The organism is Pseudomonas sp. PB120 (genome assembly GCF_009761815.1).
Taxonomy (GTDB): Bacteria; Pseudomonadota; Gammaproteobacteria; order Pseudomonadales; family Pseudomonadaceae; genus Aquipseudomonas.
Genome location: NZ_RWIN01000015.1, coordinates 20,656 through 44,132, shown reverse-complemented (window position 1 = coordinate 44,132; position 23,477 = coordinate 20,656). Strand labels below are relative to the sequence as shown.

Genomic DNA, 23,477 nt, shown 5'->3' with positions numbered 1-23,477 from the left:
ACGTCTTTCCAACTATTCAGCCGAGGGCTGCCATGAGCTGGCTACACGATCTGTTCCACAAGTCGCCGGAAATTGCGCTGTTTCTGTCCATTGCCGTGGGCTATTACATCGGCAAGATCAAGTTCGGCAAATTCCAGCTGGGTGGCGTGGCGGGCTCTTTGCTGGTCGCCGTGCTGGTCAGCCAGGTGGGTGTTCAGATAGATCCCGGGGTCAAGTCCGTGATGTTCGCGTTGTTCATTTATGCGGTGGGTTATGAAAGCGGACCGGATTTTTTCCGCTCACTGGGCAGGCAGTCGATCAAGGAAATCATCCTGGCAATTGTCCTCGCCGCAACGGGCCTGTTGACGGTCGTGCTGCTGGCCAAATGGTTCGACCTGGACAAGGGGTTGGCCGCAGGCGTAGCGGCGGGGGCACTCACACAATCGGCCATTATCGGCACCGCCGGCGACGCCATTGCCAAGCTGGGGCTGGCTGCCGATGAGGTTCAACGCCTGCAGGGTAATGTCGCCATTGGCTATGCGGTGACCTATGTGTTCGGTTCGTTCGGCGCCATCCTGGTCTGCGTCAACCTGCTGCCCAAATTCATGGGGCGCAGCATCAAGGAAGACGCTTTGCGCGCCGAAACCGCAGAACAGGCCGGCGTGCATGTCTATGGCCAGGGTCAGGAAGCGGCCGCGCCGGATCTGGTCGGGCGGATTTTCCAATTGCCGGCCAATACGGCCACCAGTGTACGGGCGCTGGAGAGCACGCCAGGCGTGTCTATCACGATCGAACGGGTCAAACGCGACAAACAGATTCTGGAGCCCAGCCCGGACATGCTGCTGCAAGGGGGCGATATCGTGCTGGTGGTGGGCCGACGCCCCGCCGTGGTGACGGCGGCGCCCCGCATGGGCAAAGAACTGGACGGTGTGGAAGGCATGGAGCTGACCATGCTGCGCCGCGATGTGGTGATCACCAATGCGGCGTATGACAAACGCAGCATTGGCGATATCCGCGCCGATGCGGCACAGGATGTGCGCCACGGCGTGTACGTGTCGCAGATTTCACGCCAGGGCAAAGCCTTGCCGTTGGCGTCCGACACGCTGGTCACGCTGGGCGATGTGGTCACCGTTGTTGGCGCGGAACAAGATGTGAAACGCATCGTGGAGCAGGTCGGCCACGCCATCGTTCCCAGTGCCAAGACCGACTTTGTGTACATGGGCGCGGGCCTGGTGGTCGGTTTGCTGGTGGGCTTGCTCACCGCTCGCATCGGCTCCATTCCCCTGACATTGGGCAGCGGCGGTGGCGCGCTGCTGTCGGGCCTGCTGTTTGGCTGGTATCGGTCCCGTCGTCAATCCTTCGGCGAAATGCCCAGCGGCGCCGTGCAAATCCTCAAGGACCTGGGGCTGGCGGGCTTTGTGGTCGTCGTCGGCATTTCCTCCGGTCTGCAAGCGGTACAAACCGTAAAAGATCAAGGCGTGAGCCTGTTCGTCATTGGCGTGGTGGTCACGATTCTGCCATTGGTCCTGACCATGCTGTTTGGCCGTTACGTGCTGCGCTATGAAAACACCGCGATCTTTGCCGGCGCGCTCAGCGGCACGCGCAGCGCCAACCCGGCCTTTGGTGAAATTCTGGATAAAGCTGAAAACACCGTGCCCACGGTGCCGTTTGCCATTACCTACGCTTTGGCGAACGTGTTCCTGACGTTGTTGGGGCCGCTGGTGGTGGCACTGGTTTAGATCTTTCATTGGAGGCCAGCCCACCCCTGAGCGGGATTGGTCGTTTGCTTATCAAACAGGCTGCAAGGAGTAGTGACATGGATTTTAGCGACCCGGACAAACTCGCACTGCTGAGCCCCTTTGAACTCAAGGACGCGCTGATGGAGCGGGCCGTTCAGAGCCATCAATTGATGCTGAACGCCGGCCGGGGAAATCCCAATTTCCTGGCCACGACCCCGCGTCATGGTTTTTTCCAGTTCGGCGCGTTTGCCATGACCGAAGCCGAGCGCTCCTATCGGTACATGGAGCACGTCGGCGGCTTTCCGCAACGCGAAGGCATCGAGGCGCGATTCGAGCTGTACACCAAGCAGCACGAAGGTGCGCCGGGCGTGCGTTTTATCGAAGCGGCGGTGTCTTATGTCCGCGACCAAATGGGCCTGAATGCGGGCGATTTCATCTATGAACTGTGCGAAGCGATCCTGGGCTGCAATTACCCGGTGCCCGACCGCATGTTGAAGATGAGCGAGGTCATCGTCGGCAAATACATCCACAAGGAGATGGTGGGGACGTACCCCTTTGTCGGCAAATTCGACATGTATGCGCTCGAAGGTGGCACCGCCGCGATGACGTACCTGTTTGGCAGCCTGAAGGCCAATCACATCATCAAGGCGGGCGATACCATTGCGTTGGGCATGCCGATCTTTACGCCGTATATCGAGATCCCGCAGCTGAGCGATTACAACCTCGTGTCGCTGTTTGTCGAAGCCCCGCAATCCAACAAATGGCAGTTCACCCATGAAGAACTCGACAAGCTGCTGGACCCCAAGGTCAAGGCGTTCTTCCTGGTAAACCCGAGCAACCCGCCTTCCGTCAAGATCGATGACGATACCCTGCGCTACATCGCCGAAATCGTGAAAAAGCGCCCGGACCTGATCATCCTCACCGACGATGTGTATGCCACGTTCGCCGACAATTTCGTCTCGCTGTTCGCCATCTGCCCCTACAACACCATCCTCGTTTATTCGTTCTCCAAATACTTTGGCGCGACGGGCTGGCGCATGGGCATTGTGGCCACGCATGAAGAAAACGTGATCGACGCCATGATCGCCAAACTGCCAGAGGCCAAGCGCAAGGACCTGGACCGACGCTACAGCTCGATTACCACGTCGCCGCGCACGCTGAAATTCATCGACCGACTGGTGGCCGACAGTCGCACGGTGGCGCTGAATCACACCGCGGGCTTGTCGACCCCGGTGCAAGCGCAAATGACGCTGTTTTCGTTGTTCTGCCTGATGGACGAGCCGGGCGCCTACAAGGCGGAAATGAAGCGCATCGTGCTGCGACGAAAAGAAGCCATGTACCGCGAACTGGGCCTGCCCATGCCCCATGACGGCAACTCGGTGCGCTACTACCACCTGATCGACCTGGAAGAGCTGGCGGCTCAGATGTACGGCACCGAGTTTGTGCAGTGGATGCTGGGGCGGCTCAAACCCAATCAGGCGCTGTTCCGTCTCGCCGAAGAAACCGGGGTGATCCTGCTGCCGGGCAAGGGCTTTGGCACACCGCATCCGTCATGGCGGGTGTCGCTGGCCAACCTCAACGAGTACGACTACGCCAACATCGGCAGGGCGATACGCAAACTGGCCCAGGAGTATTACGACCTGTTCGTGCAGGCCACGGGGGCCAAGGTGCCTTCGCCGGCGGCCAAGGCCGTGGACAATGCGAGTGCGAAAGTCGCGGCCAAAGCCAAACCCAAGCGTACGAAAAAGGCAGAGTGAAGACGGGGCGGGCGTAAGGGCTCTTGATGGCGCTGGTCGGGCGACCGATCAGCGCCTGGGCCATGGCTTTATCTTTGGTAATCAGTATCGCAATATACAGTTCTATATAGCGCGTACCCTGCGCTTTCTTACCAAGGGAATGAATGATGAGTACGGTTTTGACCCGCAAAGAAGCGGTAGGTGAGCGTTACGTGCTGGAAACGATGCGCCACGCGCAGCAGATGACCTGGAAGGCTATCGATCAGATCGCCCGTGTCATCACGCCGGGAATGCGCGAGTCCGAGGCGCAATTGCGGGGTAAAGAGATTCTGGCGCAACTGGGCATGGATCGGATCTGGCATCCGCTGCTGATCCGCTTCGGCGCCAACACACTCAAGACCTTCAAGCAGCGCTCCGATGGCGACCCCGAGCTGGGGGCCGAAGACATTTTCTTCATCGACATGGGCGTGGTGTGGCAAGGGCACGAAGGAGACGCCGGCGCGACCTTCACCACCGGTTCAGATCCGGAAATGATCGCCTGTGCCTCGGCGGCCAAGGAGCTGTTCGACAGGGTCGAAAGCTTTTGGCGCAGCGAGCGGGTTTCCGGCGTGGCGCTGTATGACTTTGCCGCCGCTCAGGCCAAGGCCATGGGCTGGACGCTCAACCTCGACATCAAGGGCCACCGGGTCAGCGATTTCCCCCATGCGATTCACCGGGGCGGCGACCTCGGGGATCTGGATCAATACCCGAATACTGGCCTGTGGATTCTGGAAATCCAGTTGGCTCATCCCGAGCGTCGATTTGGTTCGTTTTATGAGGATTTGTTGATCTGAATTTTTCCGGGTGATGCGTCCTGTAATACTGACGGTATCAGCGACGGTCGCGATAGCGTTCGGTCAAGGACTGCACAAGGGTGACGTAGGATTGCGTTTCGGCGTACGGCGGCACCCCGTTGTATTGGTCCACGGACGCTTCGCCGGCGTTGTAGCCTGCCAATGCCAGCCTCTGGTTGCCATTGAAGCGTTTGAGCAGCCAGGCCAGGTAGCGCACACCGCCACGAATGTTCTGTCCTGCGTCGAAGGGATTGTCCACGGCGAAGCGCTCGGACGTGGCGGGCATCAACTGCATCAGTCCTTGGGCGCCTTTATCGGAAATGGCGTTGGGGCGAAATGCCGATTCCGCATGTATCACGGCGCGGATCAGCTCCCTGTCGACACCATAATGACCTGACGCGGCTTCGATCTCCCGCCGATAGGAGTGCGTGTCCAGGCGCAGCGAAGCGACCTTGAAACCCCTCGGCGCCGCACACAGATAGCAGCCCTTGATGTGATAAACCTCAAGGACATCGACCCGTGCCGAGATCCCTTCGGGGCGTCGGCTCACGTACTGACGAACACCGTTGTGCATGAAGGTGTACACCCGAATCCGCATCGCACCCGGGTCATCGCTCCTCACAACGCGTGGCTGGACCAATGCCTTGGCGCCGACACCGCCGCCCGCCGTGCCATTCATACGAGTGCATCGGGCGCCGGCGATGGTGTGGTTGGTGTAGCTGATGGCTCCGTCCCTGGCTTGGCACTTGAACGCGGCGCTCGCGCACAATGGGACAATCAGCAAGGCCAGCTCGATGCCGCCAAGAAAGCTGTTGCGCGCCCATCGCCGTGCTTTGGAACTCATCACATTACTCCGCGCTTGGGGCGCCTGGTCTGGGCGCTGCCTTTGGAGGGTCATTCACGGTGACCCTCTTTTGGATCTGATAGTTATACCCCTCGTAACGAGCCTTTGAACGTTGCGTTGACGTACGGGCTGCCGGCGGCCCCAGGGCGCTCGTTTATCAAGGCAAATTCCACACACGCATAGTCCTTGCCCCACTGCGCGATTACTCATAAACCCTCAAGTTGAATTGAAGTATTCAGGTCAATGACGCCGGTTAGTAACCGGCACAAGGAGAGACCATGAACACCGCCGCAATTCCTGAGGGCTTCACCCCGTTTTCCCGCAGTAGTCCGTTGCTTGATCTGCTTGGCCCGATCTACGCGAGGGGCAGCGGACTGCAATTGGAATTGGGATTACTGACGGACTTACGACATGCCAATGGCCGCGGCACTTTGCATGGTGGTGTATTGGCGACGCTGGCCGATGTGGGTATGGGTTACGCCATGGCATTTTCCAGCGACCCTCCGCAACCATTGATCACGGCGAGCATGACCCTGGACTATCTCGGCGCAGTACACATCAATGAGTGGCTGGAAGTGCGTCTTGAGTACTCTAAAAAAGGACGTCAACTGGCGTTTGCTGCGGTCAGCTTGCATGTAGGTGAGCGAACCGTTGCGCGCGCGAGCGCGGTGTTCGCTGTGCCGATGAGTTGAAATGCGTATTTATCGAGGCATGGGGAGTCATTAGGCTGAGTCATGATGCTCAGTGGGCGAGTGTTTTCGAATCTCTTTGAATGACTGTTTCTGGCCGATTGCTGCCTATCGCGAGTGGCAGAAAACGACCCTTAGCGGACGTTGTCAGTGCACTGAGCATCTAGTAAAAAGGTCATCTCCAGTTCCAGGGACTGAAACGAATTTATGATTACTGGCTATGGTCAACGCGTTTGTAATCGATGCGGCGAGTCAATTACTGCTTACTGTCCATCAATTGAAACACTAGCGATCATCGGGGTTTTCCACGAGAAGGGTGATCAGGCAGTAGTAGATGAAATAGTCCGCCGAGAAAATATTGATCCGGATGTTGTCTGGGAGTATTTCCACCATCGGATGAAGCCCCTGTGCGAGCAAAGCTTGCCCACTGCTCATTCTGCGGAGGGCAGTTGAGGACTTGGCGTGCGCGTCAATGCATACACTGTTTTAGAGACTGGCACTGACGCACAGCGATTATCGAGCTGAGTCTTCATGTTCTGAACCGCATTCTGACGATTTCTGACTGACCGCTTCTGGCCGCTATCTGCCTGTCGTGAAGGCTGCATCCGACACTGAGCAGCACTTTTCAGGTACCGACCAAGCTAATGATGCCGGGAAAAAATGGCCTGTCAGAGTGACCATTAGCGCGGTGTTTGTGCATCATTCCGCTTGCACAACCCCCGGAGGTGCCCAAGTACCGGACCCGGCCGGAAGAATGGAGGGCGCGCCGGTTTTCGGCCAGTAAAGACGCATGACGAGATAGATGGGCCCATCGGGCGCGGGCAACCAGTTCGCTTCTTTCGTTTTTCCGGGAGAGCTTTTCTGGATGTAAAGGGTGAGCGATCCGTCCTGGTTTTTCGTCATGACGGGCAACATCGGCGAGTTAATGAGATAGCGATTGATCGGGTTTTTGATCAGCAGCTGACTTTTGCCGTCATACATCGTTACCGACCAGAAGGCATTGACCGGGGGGAGTTGGCCAGCAGGGAAGGTGAGGGTGTAATTGTGTTTGCTGCCATCCAGTACCTTACCTTTCGTATCCGCGCGGGCAATCGGGTACATCGCTTCGGCGGCATCATTGCCGTAAATGCCGGCCTTTGCAGCAGCGGCACGCTTGAGCCAGTCTCCGTTATAGAAAGCTTCGTCCCCCATCAGTGAACCCACTTTCCAGCCGTTGATTTCCTTCATCCCGCTCGCAAGATACGCCGATACTTTGTCGTCACCTTCCTTCATGCCGAGCAGAACGGCGGCTTTGCGTTCCAGGGAGAGATCTTTTAATTCAACGGTTTTTCCGGGGCCGATGCCGATGCTGGCGAGCCGTGCGCGGACGTCTTTATCGACTGAGGTTTGCGGCACGAACTGAAGTGCGGCGTCGAGGTATTCGTAGAAGTTGTCCTTGATACCTTTTGTTGTCGCCGAGGGGAAATCAATAGGAGGGGCGGCGGCCGGAGCGGGTTGTTTCAGGAACGCAGAAAGTGGCTGCGCTTTGTAGCCTGCCTGAACTTTCACAACACTTGGCATATCGGCAGCGTTGAATAGCTGGGTGCGGAAAATAGTGAGGGCAAAGGGCGTTGTCGAGTGAAAAACTTTTTTGATTGTCGCCGGTACCGTACCCTTCCATTCAGGGCCGACGACCAGATAATCGCCTGATTTACTTCCAGTCGCGCGGCTACCGATATAGCCGAAGTTATAAGTGTTTCCATCGCAAAGCTGTACTGAGTAATAGCGTCTTTTGTCGACGTTCGGCACCGAGATAACCATGGGTTCAGCACGCAAATCGAGCCAGAGCATGGAATAGGGCGTATCGCTGTTCGGCGTAACGACAGCGGTATCCTCGTAGGTAAAGACGCGCGCGTCACTCTTGATTTGATTGAACGGACCCTTGTATTGCCCTGAGTTCTTGTTCAGCGTGAAATCATTCATGACGGCATAGTTCATCACGATAGGCAGGCCGTAGATGAACGCCTCTTCAGCGATGGCTTTAGTCTCGGACATGCCGGGCTCTGCAGTGGCGGACTTTTGGCTGGCCTGAACGGCAGGCTTCTCCGGTTCATTCTTATCGCCACAGCCCGCCAGCAGTACGACAACAATGGCGCTGTACAGCGTGCTGTAAAAAATCCTGCGTGCTGGTGATTTCATAGGGCCCTCTTTGTTAAAGCTGCCTACCGTGGACTGCCGCTCGCCTGTGGGTGAATCGCACCACAGCGACTCACCCGTTTCAAATGAGGGTAGTTCAATCCACCTTCAGCAGCTGCCACGCCAACCCCATGTGCGTAGAACGCTTAATCACACAATGGGCACCCCCCATTGTTCGCGGCCAGCAGGCCAGTGATCAAAGCGCGTACTGGGTTTCTCCGCGGGTGAGGGCGGGGTAGTCGCTGTATCCCTGGGCAGTGCCGCCGAACAGGGTGGCGGGATCAAGGGCCGCCAGTGGCAGGTCTTCTTCCAGGCGCAGCGGCAAATCAGGGTTGGCCACGAACGGTCTGCCGAACGCCACCAGGTCTGCATAGCCTTTGCTGATGACCCACTCGGCGCGTGCGCGATCGTAGTTGCCAGCGACGATGATCGGGCGGCTGAAGCGTTGGCGAATCGCCTGACGGAAGGATTCGGTGAACACCGGCGCATCGTCCCAGTCCGCTTCGACCAGGTGCAGATAGCCGATGCCTTTGGCCTGCAAATACTCGGCTGCCTCAAGGATGGTCGGGAGGATGTCCGGGCAGGCCATGCCACGGGCGGTCAGGAACGGTGCCAGGCGGATGGCCGTACGTTCGGCGCCGATTTCGTCACTGATCGCGTCGACCACTTCCTTGAGAAAACGCAGGCGATTGCTGCGTGAACCGCCGTATTCATCGGTCCGTGTGTTGGACGTGGTGCGCAGGAACTGGTCCACCAGGTAACCATTGGCCCCATGGATTTCCACACCATCAAAACCGGCGCGAATAGCGCGGCGTGCGGCCTGACGGAAGTCGTCGACGATCTGCGCAATCTCGATCCGGGTCAGCGCCCGGGGTGTCGGTGAATCGTGCATGCCGCCCAGTCCAGTGACAGGGTCGACTTTCCAGATTTGCCCTTCAAACGGTTCAGCGGACGGCGCCACCGGCAGCTCGCCCTGATGGAAGTCTGGATGGGACAAGCGCCCGACGTGCCACAGTTGCAGGAAGATGCGGCCACCCTCGGCATGCACCGCCTCGGTCACGCGCTGCCAGCCTTGCTCTTGCGCGTCACTGTAGATGCCGGGTGTAAAGGAGTAACCCTTGCCCTGCGGGGAAATCTGCGCGGCTTCGGTCACGATCAATGCCGCCGAGGCACGTTGTGCGTAGTACTGCGCGTTGAGGCTGTTAGGGATGTCGCCGGGCTGGCTGCTGCGTGCTCGGGTCATGGGCGCCATCACGACCCGGTGAGGGGCATTCAGGCCGGCGAAGGTGATCGGTGTAAATAAAGTGGTCATGGTGTCAGTTCCTGGGCTGATGAGTTGATGGGCTCAGTCTGCAACCGGGGATGAGATTTGATAATTAGGCTAGTCTTTGATGGATTTTCAAAAATACTGGAAGAATGATGGATAACCTCGAAGCGATCCGCCTGTTTGTCGAAGCGGCCCAACTGGGTGGGCTCTCGGCGGCAGGGCGCAAGCTCGGCCTGTCGCCAGCCGCCGCCAGCGCTCGTTTGCTCAAGCTTGAAGCATCTCTCGCCACGCGTTTGTTCGAGCGCACCACGCGGCAGTTAAGGCTGACCGATGAGGGGCGGATTTATCTGCAACATTGCCGTGACGCGTTGCAGTCGCTGGACGATGCCCGAGCGGCGTTGTCCGCGGAAAAAAAAGAAATTCGCGGCAAGATCCGCGTGTCCGCGACCTCGGATTTCGGCCGGCATGTGCTGAACCCTTGGTTCGACGAGTTCACAGCCCGCTATCCCCAGGTCGTTCCGGCGTTGCTGTTGTCCGACTCGCTGTCGCACCTGATCGCCGACGATGTCGACCTGGTGATCCGCTTCGGCGTGCCGCCAGACAGCTCGTTGATCGCACGACCGCTGGCCGCCAATCGCCGCGTACTCTGCGCCGCACCCAGCTATCTGCAGCGCAAGGGCACGCCTGATCACCCGCATCAATTGGTCGAGTTCGATCACATTGTCGCCGGCCAATCGGGGTGGTCCAGCGAATGGCGCTTGCACCGTGGCAAGGAAACGATGCTGTTCAAGGTGCCCATGGAGGCTGCGCGTGAAACCAACGACGGCGCGTTGGCCCGCCAATGGGCGATCGATGGTCACGGCATCGTGCTCAAGTCGATCTGGGACGTGAGCGCTGACCTGGCGGCGGGGCGCTTGAGCCTGGTGCTGCCGCAATGGCAATCGGTCGAAGCGCCGGTGCATGCGCTTTACCCGCGCAGCCGTTACCTGGCACCACGGGTGAGGGCGTTGCTGGATTTTTTGAGTGAACGTTTCGAACAAGCATCCCGTGAGATTGCGTCGTGACACCGACTCTGTAGGAGCGAGCTTGCTCGCGATGGACCTGAGACCTCCACGTTTAACCTGTGCACACGCGTAATCGTTAGCGTCCATCGCGAGCAAGCTCGCTCCTACAGGGATTGGTGTGTGGATATTTCCAAAATTTTTGATAATCCATCAATGGCCAGGCAAATTTTCAAATGCATGCCGTGTTTGCACAATGGATCACTTCATTGGCATCACAGGGCATCCTCATGCATCTGGATCACGTCAACATCGTCATCGCGGATCTCGGCAAAGCCGTTGGCTTTTTCACCGGCGTGCTGGGATTCACTAACGGGCACCGCCCCGACTTTCGGGTGCCGGGTGCCTGGTTGTATAGCCAGGGTCGGCCGCTGATTCATCTATCCCAGGCCACAGGCGGGTTACCGGCCGGGAAGGTGTCGCCCCGGATCGACCACATTGCATTGCGTGTCGCCGACTTTGAAGAGTGGCGCTTCGTGCTCGACCGCGTGAAAGCCCACGGCCTCGATTATGAAGTCAATGCACCCAACGACGGCAATGACGTTCAGCTGTGGGTATCACTGGCCCCGGGCGTCATCGTTGAAATCATCAGCATAAAGGCGCCCATCCGCTGATTTTCGCCAGTTCGCCTATGCTCATATTCCGCTCCAAACAAGCCATGACCTTAACGGTCACGATCAGAACACGATTCTGATCGTGACCTCCATTTCATACAGGAGATGCGAACATGGGGTATGTCACTACGCAGGACGGTGTCGAGATTTTTTACAAAGACTGGGGGCCACGCGACGCCAAGGTGGTCTTCTTTCATCACGGATGGCCACTCAGTGCGGACGACTGGGATGCGCAGATGCTGTTTTTCCTGGCGAACGGCTACCGGGTCATTGCGCACGACCGGCGCGGTCACGGGCGATCCAGTCAGGTCTGGGACGGGCACGACATGGATCACTATGCCGATGACGTCGCGGCCGTGGTCAACCATCTTGGCGTGCAGGGGGCTGCCCATGTGGGGCATTCCACTGGCGGTGGCGAAGTCATCCATTACATTGCACGCCATGGCGAGGACCGGGTGTCGAAGGCCGTCATCATCGCCGCCGTGCCACCGCTGATGGTCCAGACCCCGAGCAATCCAGGCGGTTTGCCGAAGTCGGTGTTCGATGATCTGCAGGCACAGCTGAAGGCCAACCGCGCACAGTTCTACCACGACATTCCTGCGGGACCTTTCTACGGTTACAACCGCCCAGGTGCAAAACCGTCCGAGGGCACCATCTTGAATTGGTGGCGCCAAGGCATGATGGGCTGCGCAATTGCTCACTATGACGGGATCGTGGCCTTTTCCCAGACCGACTTTACCGACGATCTAAAGAGCATCACGATCCCCGTGTTGGTGATGCATGGTGATGATGATCAGATCGTGCCTTATGAAGACTCCGGGCCCTTGTCAGCCAAACTGTTGCAGAACGGCACGTTGAAAACTTACGCGGGCTACCCACACGGAATGCCTACAACGAACGCCGATACCATCAACGCCGATTTGCTCGCTTTTCTGCGAGGCTAGGCCACCCTCCGGGGCGGGTGAAATCCTGCCCCGACTTTCTCCCCTTGTCTGTGCATTCTAATTATCCATGTCCATGGATATAGAAATCGGATTCATCCTGTTTTTCCGCGCAATCCGCAAGCATAGAGTGGCTTCACCGGTTCGAAACACCGAGCTGAAATTCCCACTATGCAATCAATCGGAGATTCAACGATGAGCCACAAACTGGCAGGTAAAGTTGCACTGGTCACCGGCGGCACCACCGGCATTGGCCTGGCCTCAGCACAAGAGTTCGCCGCGCAGGGCGCTACGGTGTTCATCACGGGCCGCCGTCAGGCGGAACTGGACGCAGCGGTTGCTTTGATTGGCGATAAGGCGGTCGGGATCAAGGGCGATGTGGCCAATCTGGCCGATCTGGACAAGGTGTTCTCGGTGATCTCGGCGAAGGCCGGGCATCTCGATATCGTGTTTGCCAATGCGGGTGGCGGCGATATGCTGCCGCTGGGTTCGATCACGGAAGAGCACTTCGACCGCATTTTCAGCGTCAACGTCAAAGGCCTGCTCTTTACTGTGCAGAAAGCGCTTCCGCTACTCAAGGACGGGGGCTCTGTGATCCTGACCGCGTCCACCACCGCCACCCAAGGCACCGAAAACTTCAGTGTCTACAGTGCGAGCAAGGCCGCCGTGCGTAACTTCGCCCGCTCCTGGCTGCTGGACTTGAAGCCGCGAAACATCCGTGTAAACGCCATCAGCCCTGGCCCTGTCGCCACCCCTGGCCTGGCAGGCCTGGTGCCGGCAGAACATCTTGATGGCCTGCATGCGCATCTGGCCAGTCTGGTGCCAATGGGGCGTCTGGGCGATCCGAAAGAAGTCGCCAAGGCCGTGTTGTTCCTGGCCTCGGATGACAGCAGCTTCATCAACGGCATCGAACTGTTCGTTGACGGTGGTGCAGCACAGATCTGATTACCGAGGCTAACACTGGCGGGCTTGTTCACGTTAACGTGGAAAAGTGCTCCACCAGCCAGTCGATGAAAACGCGCACCCGATTGCTGAGATTGCGGTTGGGTGGGTAAGCCACATGAAAGGGGTACGGGGCAGGGCGCCAGTCTTGCAAGACGGGCACCAGCGCCCCGGTCTCGATGAAGGGTTGCACCGCATAATTGAACGTGTGGATCACACCCAGGCCCGCCAGCCCGGCAGCAATGTGCGCGTTGCTCTCATTGACACTCAGTACACCCTTGCCGATCACTTCGATTTTCTCGTCGCCGCACTGAAAAACGGCCGGTACCACTCGACTGGTTCGAGCCGAGTGATAGCTGATGATGCGATGTTCATGCTCCAGATCCCACGGGTGGCCAGGCGTGCCGAAGCGTTGCAGATAGGCGGGTGATGCGCAGGTGGTCCAGGACGCTTGCCCCAGGAACCTTGCCGCCAATGACTGTTCCTGGATGGCGCCACCGCGAATGACACAATCGACGTTGTCGCTGATCAGATCGACATGCCGATCACTCACACCCAGTTCGATCTCGATGTCGGGAAACCGTGCAAAAAACTCAGGCAAGGCCGGAATGATCAGCGCGGTCGCCACGGAGCCGCCGACATTGACATGGATTTTGCCGCGAGGATTGAACAGCGCACTTTGAAAGCCGGCGTCGATCTCTTCCAGGTCCCTGATGATGCGCGCGGTTTGTTCATAGTATTTGGCTCCGTCTAGGGTGACGGTCACGCTACGGGTGGTACGTTGCAGCAAGCGCACGCGTAAAAAGCCTTCCAGATCTTGTATCAGTTTGCTGACGGTGGCCTTGGGCATTTCCAGTGAGTCGGCTGCCTTTACAAACGACCCGGCCTCGACGACGCGGGCAAACACGCGAATGGCTAACAATTGGTTCATGTTTCGTGGGGCCCGGTGAGGTGAGGTGGGTGGCAGTTTAGTAAGTGAACACCGACGATTAGCATTAAAAGCCGTCGGTCACCTACCGTCACACTGTTTGCTCAGAGGTTCAAACTGCGTGGTGCGACTCTAACGGAGGCGTACGACAATGAGCACTATCCTACTGAGCGCGATGACCGCAGCGCTACTCACCGTAGCTTGCCAGACCGCGTTTGCAGACTCATCTACACCGAAAAACTGGGTCAGCACCACGAGCGAACCCACGGCCGACAACACATCGGGATACATCCAGGCCGTCGGGAGAAATGGATCACACTCGATGCACCCCAACGCGCCGTTGGCAGCCGGGCCATTCGCTGACGATGACGCATTTGGGTATACCCAGGCCGTCGGGCGAAACAGTTCTCACTCGATGCATCCCGACGCACCTTTAGCCACCGAACAATTCGCTGACGATGACTGAAAGTTGCTTAAGCTAACTGGAGATAACGAGTCGCCCAGAAGCTATTGAGACCACCACTTGAGTGTTCGAAGCCCGGAGCCGTCATCGGTCGTTGCTGGAGAGATACTCACCCAGCACGGCACCCACAACCCGGTCTTCCCGGGCTTCGATCACTCGCAATCAGCTTTCCTCTATCTTTTTTACAATCGCTGATGTTTGCGCTGCTGTTTAACCTTATACATTTCGCGGTCTGCCAGTTTCGTGGCCTCGTCCACGGTCACGCTACCCGGCATCACAGCCACAACCCCGACACTCGCGCCGGTGTATTCAACGTCCCCCAGACCGTGGCCCAGCTCATAGCGTCCAATTGTCGCTTTGGACAGGCGATCCTGAAGCAATTCGGCGGCATGTTGCCGGTCTTTTTCCGGGTCCGAGTGTTCGGCGGGTGTGCCCAGCGCGATCACGATGAACTCATCACCGCCCGTACGCCCGATGATGTCGCTGCTTCTGAGTGCGTGCTGCAGTTGGGCGGCCACGCCACGCAGTAACTGGTCTCCGGCCAGGTGGCCGCGGGTATCGTTGATGGACTTGAACCCATCCAGATCGATGACACCCATCAGGATGTATTTGTGCTCCCGCTGGGCCAGGGCGAACAGGCGCGCGGCCTCGTTCAGAATGGCACGCCGGTTGGACAGGCCGGTCAGCGGGTCTGTCAGGGCCAGTTTGGTCAATTCGGCGTTGGCAGCCTGGAGTCGTTCAACAAGCAGCCCGCGCTCAAGGGCATATCCCAACAACCCGGACAGCAGCATCAGCAAGGGTTCCACTTCAGAAGAGCGGGCCACCTGATCCGAACTGGCGGCACATACCGTCCCCAGCACGTGCCCGTCCTGGGATCTGATGGGCGCGCTCACGTAAGTCCGGATGCCCAAGGCCGCGGCCGCCTCTGAATCCCCCCAACATTCGGCAACGTTGTCCGAGTACATGCGATTCTCGTCCAGCGCCCGCTTGCACAGCGTATCGGCCCAAGGCACAACCAGCCCTTCAGGAATCACCATGTCGCCGACGTTGCGAGCGAACTCGACACGCTGGACGCCCTCGTCGGTATCGATGGTCGTCAGGTAGGTCGACTCCATGCCAGTGATCTGGCTGAGCAGCACCAGCAGGGGGCGTGTGAGCTGCTCCAGGGTTTGCGCTTTGGGAAGGGTATCGGAGAGAAGAGAAAGAATCTGATCCATTGAGGCGTGCCGATCGCTAAGGGGTAAATCAATTATCGACTAATCGGCGGATTACTGAATATGGCGGCGATGGTCTCGAGGCGGCGTGAGGGTGGCCTTGCACCCGGCAACATGACTTTATTTTCATGTTCAGCAGTCGCGTTAATGTGCCGTCTACACTCAGACCGTATCGGGTACACCCAGCGTAACCGGCAAATTGCCTGCCATTGCGCACCATTCCGAGAGCCATTCAATGAAACTGAATAACGCTCTGCACAGGGATAATAACAATGCGGATTTGCTCCGCCTCGTCGCGGCATGTGCGGTCATCTGGGGGCACGCTTATGCGCTTGTTCCCGGGCCGGTGACGACAGAGCCCATCAGGGGTTTGCTTGGATTCGACTATTCTGGATCGCTGGCCGTTGAATTCTTCTTTTTCCTGAGCGGCATTCTTGTTACCAATAGCTGGCTCACTAATAGCTCTCCACTGAGTTTCATTCTGGCTCGTTTTTTCCGGGTGTTCCCGGCCGTCCTCGTTAGCGCGGTCGCTTGCGTGTTCCTGCTTGGACCGATGCTCACCACACTGCCGCTGAATAGTTATTTTGCTGACAGCTCTGTTTTTGCAGCCATATTTCGGCACCCCTACGTCGAGTACTCGTTGCCTGGTGTGTTTGAACACACCAACAACCCGCTGACCAACGGATCTATCTGGACGATCCGGTATGAACTGATCATGTACGCGATGCTGCTGGCAGCAGGGCTCTGCGGGGTATTCCGTCATAAGATTTTTGCGACGGTGGTGCTCGTTGCAATACTTGTCATTTCAATCGTATTGCCAGACGAAGTTGAAGTGATTGGCCTGATGAACGTGGATATTGGCGGTCGCCTGCCGGCCTTTTTTGCCTTTGGCGCGCTTCTTGCGCTTTATAAAGACCAGGCAAGTATCAACTTCAGTATCGTTTGCGGCTTGATTCTCTTTGCCTGGATCTGCCGGCACGGGCCGGCGTTCCAGTTTGTGTTTTATCCGGCATTCTTGATGACGGCGCTTTGGCTGATGACTACTGCCCCCATCAAGGCATTGCGGTTACCGGGCGACTTTTCGTATGGCGTTTATGTCTTCGGATGGCCCATACAAAAGGCCGTAGTCGCCGTCTTTCCGGCTTTCAGCATTCATGAAAATCAGGCTGTTTCGATTGCCGCTGCTTTGGCGTTGGCCAGTATTTCCTGGTACGTCGTTGAAAAGCCCTGTATTCGATTTGGGCGTCAGTTAAGTCAGTATTTTGCGGCGTATGGCAACCGTGAAGCCAATTCAGAGGCGACGCTGGTGCCGACATTAAGTGAGCGCAAGTCGCTCTAACGCATAATCCTTACCTGCCAACGTAAGTTCAAACGTGGTGTAGCCGAACGTGCCCCTTGTCACCTGATGCTTCACCAGACGTTTGGCCTGGAGTTGCTTCAGGCCGATTTCGACTTCTAACGTACTGAGTGAGACAAGTTTGCAAAGCGAGTCCAGGTTTGCAATTTTTCTGAAGCTCGCATGGTAGGCCAGCGCTTCCATCAGCAGCGTTTCGTTATCGGTCAGCTGCGGAAACTGAGGGTTGTTCTTTTTGTAAATTTTTCGCTCTATCTCGTGTAACTCGCTATAGGCGCCATCCGTGATGCGGGCGTAGTAAATCGCGACAGACAGCGTGCTGATCAAAATCGCGATGATCATCACCAGCGCCCAGTTCGGCATTGACGTTTCCAGCAACACCCAATCTCCAAGACGGAGCAGCCAGGCCGTGGTATCGGCCCACAACGTCGTGTTGAAGTGAGTGTCGAGCAGTTTTATGGAAGCACCAGCGACAAGGCAAATCCCGGCCGAGCAGGCCGCAGCCTTGAACATGAACGGGGAATGATTGCCTTGTTCTGCCATGCTGCTCGTCTCGAATTTAGAAACAGTAGCTATCAGCATAGCAGCGCAAAAGTGGTCGTCGTGAAGCCGACGTGCAAGGTCAGCTTCTGACGGTTCTCTGGCGGTCCTGTTCGCGGACTGGCGCGCGACTCAGTATTTGATGTCCCGGGCTCTTTCCCGCCCTTGCTGTTTGGTCTGGCGTTTGGTCTGGCGGCATTTGGAGTTGCTTTGCTGGTCGGCCGCGCGGCAGTTCTGCTTGGTCTGGCGCGCATCCTGGCGCGTTTCCTGGCGAACGTCTCGTGCAGCACGTCGCTGTTGACCTTGCTCTGTCGCCCAAGTGGTTCCCGCCGAGCACACCAGCAAGGTCGCCGCGATCAAAGCGCAAAGTCGAAGAGTGGGCATGAAATGATCTCCTGCGGGCAAGGTACCGGGATTGTTCGGTACCGCTGATTTTTCTTTCGCTTGAATGGGAGCAATACAGGTGAGGGAATGCCCCATGATTGTAGATCGCATTCCAAGCGCAGCATGAAGCCGACGCCAAGCGGTTGATCGATCATCCGGAAAAGCCGACGTTCTCTCTGCCTTGCCGAGAAGCGTTTGCCAAAGGGCCGCGCAAGGTCAGTGTGTTAATCAACTCCCGACGGCCGTAAACAACCAACCGCCATGGCAACAAGACTATCGAGCAAGGCCGGTTGCTCCAGCTGCGCCGGCATGTCCTCCAATACCGACCGGATAACACTGCGCAGCCCCTGCCCGAGCAAATAAGCCGCCAGGGCAGGGTGCTCTGTGGTGATCTCGTGCTCGTACAGATGCAGGAGCGGCAGCCAGGTCGCCTCGATGAATTCAGCGGTCGTGCGGTAAGGGCCGCGCCACATACCCAGGTGAAGGGCAGAGTGGTAACGCAAGTGAAAGGCCTTGTTCAGTTTGAACAGGCGTGTTTCGACACGAATGATGTTGGCCAGAATATCGCGCAGCGCCTCTTTCAACGGCACGCCCACCAGCTTTTCGCGCACCCGCAACAGTTCCTCGGACTCCTCGTCGAGCATGCGCTCGTACAGCAAGGCAACCATCGCGTCCTTGTTGGGGAAATATTGGTAGATCGAGCCGACCGCGACCCCGGATATTTCTGCGATGCGGGCGACGGTCAGCGCTTCCTCCCCGGCCTCATCCAGTATCCGCAGGCACGCCTGTTCCACGGCATCGACCAGTGCGCGAGAGCGTGACTGGGTCGGTCGTTTGCGTAACGCGGGTAACTGCTCTGGTGAGGACTTTGAGCTCATTGTGGTTTCGACGCCTTTCTTGTTCATGAAATCCGAGTGCTGCATTTTACGTCGCACCAAAAAACAATTAATTATCAATTGAATCAATCGGTTGCTAGCGGTTTTGGTCGCATGCCGAATGCGAATATTCGAGCCGTTGCGCCGTGAGTATGATCGTTTTCGTCGATCAGACAACGTCCAAACGCGTAGTGATACGCCCCATAAGATCGGATGTTCCAACCCTGCCGGGAGATTGCCCATGTCTTCATCTTTCACCGTCTTGCCCCTTGGCCCAAGCCTGGGTGGCGAAGTGCTCGACCTGGATTCTGCTTCAGTCGTTTTGCCAGAAACCCTGGCCGCCATCGAGGCGGCACTTGTCAAACATGAAGCCCTCGTCCTGCACGTCCCGGGGCTAAGTCCCGAGCAACACCTGGCGATTGCGCGGTATTTCGGCGAGCCGGAAGTGCACACCTTCTATCCCAACCTGGGTGAGGGCTTTGAACAGATCACCGTGATCGACTCCAGACTGGGTGATCGTGCAGACATGTGGCACCACGACGAGAGTTTTCTGCCCAGCCCACCGATTGTCACCATGACCCATGCGCAGATCCTGCCACCCTGTGGCGGAGACACCTGCTGGATCAGCATGACCACGGCCTACGACGCGCTGTCCGAGCGCATGAAGCACTACCTCGAAGGCCTCAGCGCCTGGCACGACATGAACGGCCCCATGACCGCAGCGCTACGGCAAAACGTCGTCACACACGAGCGCTATGTGGAGGTCATCAGCGGGAACCGACGGCACCTGCATCCGCTGGTGATTCAGCACCCGGTAACAGGTCGCAAGGCGCTGTACCTGAGCCCGACCTACACCACCCATATCGACGGCCTGGCCACTTCCGAGAGCGATGCCATCCTTGGCTACCTGCATGCGCATTGCCAACACGTTCAATTCGGTTTCCGCCATCGTTGGCGTGTCGGCGACATGGTGCTCTGGGACAACCGAAGCGTGCTGCACAACGCCATCCTGGACTATCAACCGCACCAACGGCGCATGCAGCGCACCTCGGTCTTCGCTCGCGGGCCTTTCCACGCCTGATGTATTGATGGGTCATCACCGTTTGCGACTGTCGCTCAAGAGGAAACCGCTATGTTGAAGGATTCGCTGAACAAGGATTTGCTGGCCCGCTACGCACCCAAGCCAGGTCGCTACGCGCTGCTGCCCGAACTGACACCCCGCCAGAGCGTGGCACTGCTGTGTCGGGTGTTGTATCGCGAGGGCTATAACGATCACATTGCCGGTCACATTACCGTTCGCCAGGACGACGGCACTTACCTGGCCAACCCGTGGGAACTGACCTGGGGTGAAGTGACCGCCTCGGATATCCTGCGCCTTGATCAACAAGGCAAGGTGATCGAGGGGGAGTGGAACATCACCCCGGCGATCAACCTGCACATCGACGTGCACACCGCCCGGCATGATGTCGGCGTGGTCATCCACAACCATCCCCAGTGGGGATCCGTGTGGTCGGTGGCCGGGCGTATTCCGCCGATCTATGACCAGACGTCTGCCTTGGTTGACTCTGACCCGGTGCTGTATGACGAGTATCAGGGCACGGTGGAAGACACCGAACGAGGCCGCGCCGTCGTCGACGCCCTCGGTACGCAAAAATGGGCGTTGCTCGCCAACCACGGCGTACTGGTGGTAGCCAACGGCATTCGCCAGGCACACTTGCGCGCCATCACGCTGGAGTGGCGCAGTCGCCTGGCCTGGCATGTCGAAACACTGGGCGGCGGCTCACCGTTGCCCGCCAGCGTCGCGCTCGCTACGGGGGAACGCACCGATGCCAATGGCTTCCCGTTCCTGTGGGAAGCCATGGCCCGCGAGGAAATCCGGCGCGATCCAACGGTTCTTGAGTAAAAATCCCTCGTCAATCACGGCGGCGTGGCAGATGTTCACGTCGCTTGTTCGTCGTCCGTCTGCACGCGCATCGGGGCTGTCACGGAAGCGAATGCCGACCAGTCCCTGTTTCCCAGCCCTTGGGCCACAGCCGCCATCATTCTCGATTGCACGACGCTGGCAGCGGGCAAACCGAGGCCTTTGGGGCTTGCGGCATCGAGCGCGAGATTGATGTCCTTGAGGCCCAACGAAAGCTTGAAGCCCGGTTCATAGTGGCTGTTCACGATGTTCTGTCCGTAACGTTGATAACTGGGGCAGGCGAACAGTGTCTGGGTCACCACGTCGGTAAACGCCGCAGGCGCCAGCCCGTAGTGGTCGGCGAGGGCGTTCGCTTCGGCGAGGGACTCGATGGCCTGGGTGATCATCATGTTGGCGGCGATCTTTGCGATGCAGGCATGAACAGGATGGTTGCCCAGCCTCCAGGTCTTTTTTCCAAGCACATCAAAGACGGGCTGGGCTTTAGCGATGGCATCCTCAGGCCCGGCGACCAAAATATTCAGTTCACCCCTGGCCGCCACCGCAGGGACACCCAACACCGGCGCGGCGATCAACCCGATATCCCGTTGGGCATGGAGCGTTTGCAGTTCCTCCATCAACCGGGGTGAAAGCGTCGACATCACGATATGAACACAATGCTTGTCCGCGGCCTGCAATGCATCGCAAGACAGAAGCACTTCCCGCACCGCTGTATCGTCCGCCAGCAGACTGATGACGATGTCCTCCTTGAACGCCGCCGCTGGAGACTCCAGCACGCGCACGCCCGGCAGGCCAGCCAGCGCGTCGCGGTTGCGATTCCACGCAAAGATCTCATGGCCCGCCTTGATCAGCACCGGGATGATTGCCCGGCCCATGCTGCCGACACCGATAAACCCAATGTTCATTCGCTTTCCCCTTTATGGAATGCTGCGCAAAAAAGTGGGGCCCAGTGTGCGAGCGGGGGGCTTGCGAGGGGAGTGCCATTGCTGCAACCTCGGCGTTCATTTTTGTACGAGGTGCGCCATGGACTGGAATGACTTGCGCGTCTTTCTCGCCATTGCCCGAAGCGGATCACTGGGCGGGGCAGCGAAGCAACTGGGCGTCAGTCATCCCACTGTCGGTCGGCGCCTTCATGTGCTTGAAGAAGCGGGTGGTCAAGCGTTTTTCCGTCGCACGGGACAAGGGCTGGTACTCACTGACAGTGGCGAGAAAATCCTGTGCCTGGCTGAAGAAATGGAACGCAGTGCATTGGGCATTGAGCGGCAACTGGCGGGCGATAGCGATCAACCCGAAGGCCTGTTACGGATTTCGTCCGCAGACTGGTTCGCCAGCTATGTGCTGTCGCCCGTGCTCTGTGAACTGTCGCGGCGCTTCCCGATGATCGTCCCCGAAATAATGGCCGGGCACCGACTGTTCGACCTGACGCGAAGGGATGCCGACATTGCGTTCCGAATCGTCCCGTTCACCGAACCCGACATCGTTCAGCGCCGCCTGACAACGATGCCCTACGGCCTGTATACCGGGGCGGCGATGCCGTCTCCCAAGGCAGGTGGCGAAGGCCTTGGCTTGATCACCATGAATACTGCCCAGGCCCATTATCCCGATGTGATTTGGCTTCAGCAGTTGTACCCACGGGCCCGAACCGTTTTCACTAGCAGCAGTCGCACGGTTCAGGCGCAGATGTGTGCGAACGGGCTTGGTGTCGCCGTGCTGCCCCGCGCACTCGGTGACCAGTTGCCTGCGCTTCGGCTGCTTGACGTTGAGGAAGCGCCGCCCGGTCGAGATATCTGGATGGGGTATCACCAGGATATGCGGCAAATGGACCGGCTGCGTGCGCTTGCGGAACTAGCCGTCGAAATGCTTGGGGGCGACTGAGTGGCAGGTGTGGCGCCGATTTAGGCAATCACCCACAACAGCGGGTGGTTGCGCTAGTTGATCTGCACAATAACCGGACCCTCCGTCACGATCGGCGGGTTCGCGTGGATGTGGGATGCATTTTTCTGAATCCAGTCACGTGCGACTTTCAAGCTCGCATCGCTGCCGGCCTTGTCCGTGCAGACAGTCACTGCCGTACCGCCATCACCCGTATTGAGCAGTGTGTAGCTGACGAGACCTGGCACCGCCCGCAGGGTCGCTTCGACGTCGGCATGGCGCGCTTCCAACTCCTCGAAAAGCTGCTTTGCGCCCGTACCCAGGTAGGTTCTTATGACTGCATACATGATCGTCTCCTTTGGGCGGCCCGTCTTGATGCCGATAAAGGTTCGCCGGTAACGGCTATCGTCCAGGTTTCAATTGACCTCGATTTAATAAGTTTAGCCACCCGCTTTCGATCAGCGAAATGCCACGACCACTGGCTGCATCATGGGCTCGGGACCTTGAATAACTACCAACCCTTCACCCCACTCATGTCCGGCAGTTTGTGTGCAATGCCTTTGTGGCAGTCGATGCACGTGGCTTCGCCGTTGGCCAGCGATGTCGAGTGCATCGCCGCGGCACGTTTGCTCTGACGGGTGAAGTCCATGAATTCGAAGTTGTGGCAATTTCGGCATTCGCGCGAGTCATTGGCCTTGAGCCGGGCCCATTCATGTTCCGCCAGTTCACGGCGAAGGGTGAGGAATTTGTCGCGGGTGTCGATGGTGCCGAAGAGCTTGCCCCAGACTTCTTTTGAGGCCTGCATCTTGCGCGCGATCTTGTGGGTCCATTCGTGGGGCACGTGGCAGTCCGGGCAACTGGCGCGTACGCCGGAACGGTTGGTGTAATGGATGGTGTCCTGCAGTTCGACAAACACGTTGTCGCGCATCTCATGACAGGACACGCAGAATTTTTCGGTGTTGGTCATCTCCAGCGCCGTGTTGAAACCGCCCCAGAAAACGATCCCGGCGATAAAGCCTCCCAGTGTCAGAAAGCCCAGGCTGAAGTAAACGCTTGGCCGGCAGAGGATGCCCCAGTAGTCCTTAAGCAGGGCGAACAATGATTTCATG

23 protein-coding genes are annotated in these 23,477 nt (G+C 58.1%); 12 read left to right on the top strand and 11 right to left on the bottom strand.

The features are described from left to right. Positions 1-32: 32 nt before the first annotated feature. The 3 genes from aspT (at position 33) to EJA72_RS01895 (ending at position 4,287) form a co-directional block, all read left to right on the top strand. Positions 33-1,718, top strand: coding sequence for an aspartate-alanine antiporter (aspT, locus tag EJA72_RS01905; protein ID WP_157709848.1), 1,686 nt, complete (start codon positions 33-35; stop codon positions 1,716-1,718). A 77-nt stretch (positions 1,719-1,795) separates the two neighbouring features. After that, on the top strand, positions 1,796-3,475 hold the full coding sequence (locus tag EJA72_RS01900; RefSeq protein WP_157709847.1) for a bifunctional aspartate transaminase/aspartate 4-decarboxylase: 1,680 nt from the start codon (positions 1,796-1,798) through the stop codon (positions 3,473-3,475). Positions 3,476-3,621: 146 nt separating this feature from the next. Next, complete coding sequence (locus EJA72_RS01895) at positions 3,622-4,287, top strand: M24 family metallopeptidase (protein ID WP_157709846.1); 666 nt, start codon at positions 3,622-3,624, stop codon at positions 4,285-4,287. A gap of 37 nt (positions 4,288-4,324) precedes the next feature. Here the strand turns inward: EJA72_RS01895 and EJA72_RS01890 are convergent, their stop codons facing one another. After that, the gene (locus EJA72_RS01890; RefSeq protein ID WP_157709845.1) at positions 4,325-5,131 is read right to left on the bottom strand and encodes a lytic transglycosylase domain-containing protein; all 807 of its coding nucleotides are present in this window, start codon (positions 5,129-5,131) and stop codon (positions 4,325-4,327) included. 278 nt (positions 5,132-5,409) lie between these two features. Between EJA72_RS01890 and EJA72_RS01885 the strand changes: the two genes are divergently transcribed. Beyond that, positions 5,410-5,823, top strand: coding sequence for a PaaI family thioesterase (locus tag EJA72_RS01885; RefSeq protein ID WP_157709844.1), 414 nt, complete (start codon positions 5,410-5,412; stop codon positions 5,821-5,823). Between the two features lie 696 nt (positions 5,824-6,519). Here the strand turns inward: EJA72_RS01885 and EJA72_RS01880 are convergent. After that, positions 6,520-7,998 (bottom strand): DUF1254 domain-containing protein, encoded by a 1,479-nt coding sequence (locus EJA72_RS01880; RefSeq protein ID WP_157709843.1) that lies wholly within the window; start codon positions 7,996-7,998, stop codon positions 6,520-6,522. A gap of 193 nt (positions 7,999-8,191) precedes the next feature. Next, complete coding sequence (locus tag EJA72_RS01875) at positions 8,192-9,307, bottom strand: alkene reductase (protein ID WP_157709842.1); 1,116 nt, start codon at positions 9,305-9,307, stop codon at positions 8,192-8,194. A gap of 107 nt (positions 9,308-9,414) precedes the next feature. Between EJA72_RS01875 and EJA72_RS01870 the strand changes: the two genes are divergently transcribed. The 4 genes from EJA72_RS01870 to EJA72_RS01855 all read left to right on the top strand — a co-directional run bounded on the left by EJA72_RS01870 (position 9,415) and on the right by EJA72_RS01855 (position 12,823). Beyond that, on the top strand, positions 9,415-10,326 hold the full coding sequence (locus tag EJA72_RS01870) for a LysR family transcriptional regulator (RefSeq protein WP_157709841.1): 912 nt from the start codon (positions 9,415-9,417) through the stop codon (positions 10,324-10,326). Positions 10,327-10,499: 173 nt separating this feature from the next. Next, positions 10,500-10,937 (top strand): VOC family protein, encoded by a 438-nt coding sequence (locus EJA72_RS01865; RefSeq protein WP_218574345.1) that lies wholly within the window; start codon positions 10,500-10,502, stop codon positions 10,935-10,937. A 113-nt stretch (positions 10,938-11,050) separates the two neighbouring features. Beyond that, positions 11,051-11,881 (top strand): alpha/beta fold hydrolase, encoded by an 831-nt coding sequence (locus EJA72_RS01860; RefSeq protein WP_157709840.1) that lies wholly within the window; start codon positions 11,051-11,053, stop codon positions 11,879-11,881. Between the two features lie 192 nt (positions 11,882-12,073). Then, positions 12,074-12,823, top strand: a complete 750-nt coding sequence (locus EJA72_RS01855) for an SDR family NAD(P)-dependent oxidoreductase (RefSeq protein ID WP_157709839.1) — start codon at positions 12,074-12,076, stop codon at positions 12,821-12,823. 28 nt (positions 12,824-12,851) lie between these two features. Here the strand turns inward: EJA72_RS01855 and EJA72_RS01850 are convergent, their stop codons facing one another. Together EJA72_RS01850 and EJA72_RS01845 are read right to left on the bottom strand one after the other, a co-directional pair. Beyond that, positions 12,852-13,751, bottom strand: a complete 900-nt coding sequence (locus EJA72_RS01850; RefSeq protein WP_157709838.1) for a LysR family transcriptional regulator — start codon at positions 13,749-13,751, stop codon at positions 12,852-12,854. 642 nt (positions 13,752-14,393) lie between these two features. Beyond that, positions 14,394-15,428, bottom strand: coding sequence for a sensor domain-containing diguanylate cyclase (locus EJA72_RS01845; protein WP_157709837.1), 1,035 nt, complete (start codon positions 15,426-15,428; stop codon positions 14,394-14,396). Positions 15,429-15,660: 232 nt separating this feature from the next. Here EJA72_RS01845 and EJA72_RS01840 point away from each other — a divergent pair, with 232 nt between their 5' ends. Further along, positions 15,661-16,764 carry an acyltransferase gene (locus tag EJA72_RS01840; RefSeq protein ID WP_157709836.1) on the top strand — a complete coding sequence of 368 codons (1,104 nt, stop codon included), beginning with the start codon at positions 15,661-15,663 and terminating at the stop codon, positions 16,762-16,764. Here EJA72_RS01840 and EJA72_RS01835 read toward each other — a convergent pair. From EJA72_RS01835 to EJA72_RS01825, 3 genes are all read right to left on the bottom strand, one after another. Continuing rightward, on the bottom strand, positions 16,741-17,322 hold the full coding sequence (locus tag EJA72_RS01835) for a hypothetical protein (RefSeq protein ID WP_157709835.1): 582 nt from the start codon (positions 17,320-17,322) through the stop codon (positions 16,741-16,743). The two genes, EJA72_RS01840 and EJA72_RS01835, sit on opposite strands and share 24 nt — an antisense overlap. Positions 17,323-17,451: 129 nt before the next feature. After that, entirely contained in the window at positions 17,452-17,703 is a 252-nt protein-coding gene (locus EJA72_RS01830) for a hypothetical protein (protein ID WP_157709834.1), read from the bottom strand. Between the two features lie 224 nt (positions 17,704-17,927). Then, positions 17,928-18,836, bottom strand: a complete 909-nt coding sequence (locus tag EJA72_RS01825) for a TetR/AcrR family transcriptional regulator (RefSeq protein ID WP_372240663.1) — start codon at positions 18,834-18,836, stop codon at positions 17,928-17,930. Between EJA72_RS01825 and EJA72_RS01820 the strand changes: the two genes are divergently transcribed. Together EJA72_RS01820 and EJA72_RS01815 are read left to right on the top strand one after the other, a co-directional pair. Further along, positions 18,820-19,659: a TauD/TfdA family dioxygenase gene (locus tag EJA72_RS01820; protein WP_157709833.1), complete on the top strand. Its 840-nt coding sequence runs from the start codon at positions 18,820-18,822 to the stop codon at positions 19,657-19,659. The genes EJA72_RS01825 and EJA72_RS01820 overlap by 17 nt on opposite strands. Before the next feature lie 51 nt (positions 19,660-19,710). Next, the gene (locus EJA72_RS01815) at positions 19,711-20,481 is read left to right on the top strand and encodes a class II aldolase/adducin family protein (protein ID WP_157709832.1); all 771 of its coding nucleotides are present in this window, start codon (positions 19,711-19,713) and stop codon (positions 20,479-20,481) included. Positions 20,482-20,516: 35 nt separating this feature from the next. Here EJA72_RS01815 and EJA72_RS01810 read toward each other — a convergent pair whose 3' ends face one another. Continuing rightward, complete coding sequence (locus EJA72_RS01810; protein WP_157709831.1) at positions 20,517-21,401, bottom strand: NAD(P)-dependent oxidoreductase; 885 nt, start codon at positions 21,399-21,401, stop codon at positions 20,517-20,519. Between the two features lie 118 nt (positions 21,402-21,519). On the opposite strand from EJA72_RS01810, the gene EJA72_RS01805 reads away from it, so the two are divergent. Continuing rightward, positions 21,520-22,371, top strand: a complete 852-nt coding sequence (locus EJA72_RS01805) for a LysR family transcriptional regulator (protein WP_157709830.1) — start codon at positions 21,520-21,522, stop codon at positions 22,369-22,371. A gap of 53 nt (positions 22,372-22,424) precedes the next feature. Here the strand turns inward: EJA72_RS01805 and EJA72_RS01800 are convergent, their stop codons facing one another. After that, positions 22,425-22,715: a hypothetical protein gene (locus tag EJA72_RS01800; protein WP_157709829.1), complete on the bottom strand. Its 291-nt coding sequence runs from the start codon at positions 22,713-22,715 to the stop codon at positions 22,425-22,427. A 164-nt stretch (positions 22,716-22,879) separates the two neighbouring features. After that, the gene (locus EJA72_RS01795; RefSeq protein ID WP_157709828.1) at positions 22,880-23,476 is read right to left on the bottom strand and encodes a cytochrome c3 family protein; all 597 of its coding nucleotides are present in this window, start codon (positions 23,474-23,476) and stop codon (positions 22,880-22,882) included. Between the last annotated feature and the right edge of the window lies 1 nt (position 23,477).